This window comes from Pedobacter sp. ASV28 (assembly GCF_016428855.1).
GTDB lineage: Bacteria > Bacteroidota > Bacteroidia > Sphingobacteriales > Sphingobacteriaceae > Pedobacter.
In genome coordinates, this window is record NZ_JAELTN010000119.1 from 1 (window position 1) to 3,535 (window position 3,535).

Genomic DNA, 3,535 nt, shown 5'->3' on the forward strand with positions numbered 1-3,535 from the left:
GACGCTCCGACCGCTTGTAAGTATACGGTTTCAGGTTCTATTTCACTCCCCTGTTCGGGGTTCTTTTCACCTTTCCCTCACGGTACTGGTTCACTATCGGTCTCTCGGGAGTATTTAGCCTTACCGGATGGTGCCGGCAGATTCCCACAAGGCGTCTCCGACCTCGCGGTACTCAGGATACTGTTAGGCCATTATTGCTTACGTGTACCGGGCTATCACCGTATATTGCCAGGCTTCCCATCCTGTTCCACTTCGCGTTAATGTAACCACGTCACAGTCCTACAACCCCGGCCATGCCGTAACATGACCGGTTTGGGCTCTTTCCCTTTCGCTCGCCACTACTCAGGAAATCATTATTATTTTCTCTTCCTCTGCTTACTTAGATGTTTCAGTTCGGCAGGTTCGCTCATTTGTGCCATGTCTTCAACATGGCGGGTTTCCCCATTCGGAAATCTCCGGATCAAGTCGTATTTGCCGATCCCCGAAGCTTATCGCAGCTTATCACGTCCTTCATCGCCTCCGAGAGCCAAGGCATCCCCCGTATACTCTTTCTTACTTTCTTCCACTCATGCGCCTTTTGCGCCGCATGGTGTGCTTTTGATATCCCGACAAGTCGGGAGTCTCTATTGTTGTTTGCTCTTCTTTTTTAACTTCTTCCAATATGTCAAAGAACTTTTCGATCCCGGGCAGAAAATGCCTACTATAATCGTACCTTTTATAACAGGTACCGGTGAGGGTGGAGAATAACGGAGTCGAACCGTTGACCTCCTGCGTGCAAGGCAGGCGCTCTAGCCAGCTGAGCTAATCCCCCAAAAAAACTTGGCGTAGTCCCGTCCAGATTTGAACTGGAGACCCCTACATTATCAGTGTAGTGCTCTAACCAGGCTGAGCTACGGGACTTGATGATTTTAGATTTCAGATTTTGGATCTACGATTTGCTTGTTTCCTTCCTAAATCGTAACTCGTAATTCGTAAATCGTAATTATCTATTCAATCCTGAAGCTTTAGCTTGTGCTAGGTGGCTTCGTCTTCTTGGTGTTTCTTTTTTTGAGATATACATTTATCATTTAGCGCGCAGCGAGTGGTCAATCCCACTCCAGAAAGGAGGTATTCCAGCCGCACCTTCCGGTACGGCTACCTTGTTACGACTTAGCCCCAGTTACCGGTTTTACCCTAGGACGCTCCTTGCGGTTACGTACTTTAGGTACCCCCAGCTTCCATGGCTTGACGGGCGGTGTGTACAAGGCCCGGGAACGTATTCACCGCGTCATTGCTGATACGCGATTACTAGCGAATCCAACTTCACGGGGTCGAGTTGCAGACCCCGATCCGAACTGTGAACGGCTTTTTGAGATTGGCATGACATTGCTGTCTAGCTGCCCTCTGTACCGTCCATTGTAGCACGTGTGTAGCCCCGGACGTAAGGGCCATGATGACTTGACGTCGTCCCCTCCTTCCTCTCTGTTTGCACAGGCAGTCTGTCTAGAGTCCCCACCATTACATGCTGGCAACTAGACATAGGGGTTGCGCTCGTTGCGGGACTTAACCCAACACCTCACGGCACGAGCTGACGACAGCCATGCAGCACCTAGTTTCGTGTCCCGAAGGACGCATCCATCTCTGGATACTTCACTAACTTTCAAGCCCGGGTAAGGTTCCTCGCGTATCATCGAATTAAACCACATGCTCCTCCGCTTGTGCGGGCCCCCGTCAATTCCTTTGAGTTTCACCCTTGCGGGCGTACTCCCCAGGTGGAACACTTAACGCTTTCGCTTAGCCGCTGACTGTGTATCGCCAACAGCGAGTGTTCATCGTTTAGGGCGTGGACTACCAGGGTATCTAATCCTGTTCGATCCCCACGCTTTCGTGCCTCAGCGTCAATCAGACCATAGTAAGCTGCCTTCGCAATCGGTGTTCTGTGACATATCTATGCATTTCACCGCTACTTGTCACATTCCGCCTACCTCTAGTCTATTCAAGCCCATCAGTATCAAGGGCACTGCGATAGTTGAGCTACCGTCTTTCACCCCTGACTTAACAGGCCGCCTACGCACCCTTTAAACCCAATAAATCCGGATAACGCTTGGATCCTCCGTATTACCGCGGCTGCTGGCACGGAGTTAGCCGATCCTTATTCCTCCGGTACATTCAGCTATCTACACGTAGATAGGTTTATTCCCGGATAAAAGCAGTTTACAACCCAGAGGGCCGTCTTCCTGCACGCGGCATGGCTGGTTCAGAGTTGCCTCCATTGACCAATATTCCTTACTGCTGCCTCCCGTAGGAGTCTGGTCCGTGTCTCAGTACCAGTGTGGGGGGCCATCCTCTCAGATCCCCTAGCCATCGTCGCCTTGGTGGGCCGTTACCCCGCCAACTAGCTAATGGCACGCATGCCCATCCTTCTCCCATAAATGTTTGACCCCGTCACGATGCCGTGTCGTGGTCTTATGCGGTATTAATCCGAATTTCTTCGGGCTATCCCCCAGAAAAGGGTAGGTTGCATACGCGTTACGCACCCGTGCGCCGGTCTCAGGGAAAGCAAGCTCTCCCATACCCCTCGACTTGCATGTATTAGGCCTGCCGCTAGCGTTCATCCTGAGCCAGGATCAAACTCTCCATTGTAAAATGTTGTAGTTCGAACACTGACTATCTATTAATTAAAATTGATTGTCTGTTCTTAATTGTATTGTCTGTAAGAACCGACCTAAAGAAAACAGTTCAGCTATATGTACTTTACAGTAAACATCTTCGCCTCGCTGCGCTTTTATAAATGATATCTCTTTAATGAACTTCTCGATCTTGCCTCACGGCGATCTGTTATATGTTGCGACTTCTGCTTGTGTTTCGACCGGTCTTCTTAATCTTCCGGTTTCAGTTTGACTTCCGTCGTTTCAATCTTTTCTATCGTTGTCAAGCTCCGCTTGATAACTCCCGTTTCGTTTGGGATTGCAAAGGTAGTGATCTTTTTTAAACTTCCAAACTTTTTTTTATTTTTCTGAAACTTTTTTTTCGTTCCGTTGTTTGGTAATCATACTACTTTCTGCTTTTCAATTTTTAACCCTTTCTCTTCTTCCGAAGCGGGTTGCAAAGGTAGGAATATTTTTGCTTTCCGCAAATCTTTTTTTTTATTTTTTTTCGAAGCCTTCTTTCGTCGCCCCCATAAAATCAAAGTATGCCATTTCCCGTCCCTTCAATACCCGTGACGCGGTTTCCCTTGTCGTTCCCCTTCCTCCGAAGCGGAGTGCAAAGGTAGGAATATTTTCGCCTTCCGCAAGCTTTTTTTTCTGATTTACCTAAGTTTTTTGTAACTCCCTAAGAACCACCAGTTTTCTATCCCCCCTTCTCTTTTCAACGTGCCCGGCTGCCGTTGCCGGCATCCGTCCCCACTTCCTCCGAAGCGGGGTGCAAAAGTAGGAAATAATCCCGAACCCGCAAACACATACAGGGATATTGCTCCGCGAAAACACATAAGCACATGGTTTACAGAAAGAAAAAATGAAAAGAAAAATCTAAAACACGACTTTAATCCTTAAAA

Annotated in this window: 2 tRNA genes and 2 rRNA genes; all 4 read right to left on the reverse strand. The window is 48.4% G+C overall.

Features of this window, described 5'->3' with window-relative positions:
• Positions 1-562: ribosomal RNA gene (locus JHD79_RS22345) — 23S ribosomal RNA — on the reverse strand; the annotation flags it as partial.
• Between the two features lie 175 nt (positions 563-737).
• Positions 738-811, reverse strand: a tRNA-Ala gene (locus JHD79_RS22350).
• Positions 812-825: 14 nt separating this feature from the next.
• Positions 826-900, reverse strand: a tRNA-Ile gene (locus JHD79_RS22355).
• A gap of 200 nt (positions 901-1,100) precedes the next feature.
• Positions 1,101-2,622 (reverse strand): 16S ribosomal RNA (locus tag JHD79_RS22360).
• Between the last annotated feature and the right edge of the window lie 913 nt (positions 2,623-3,535).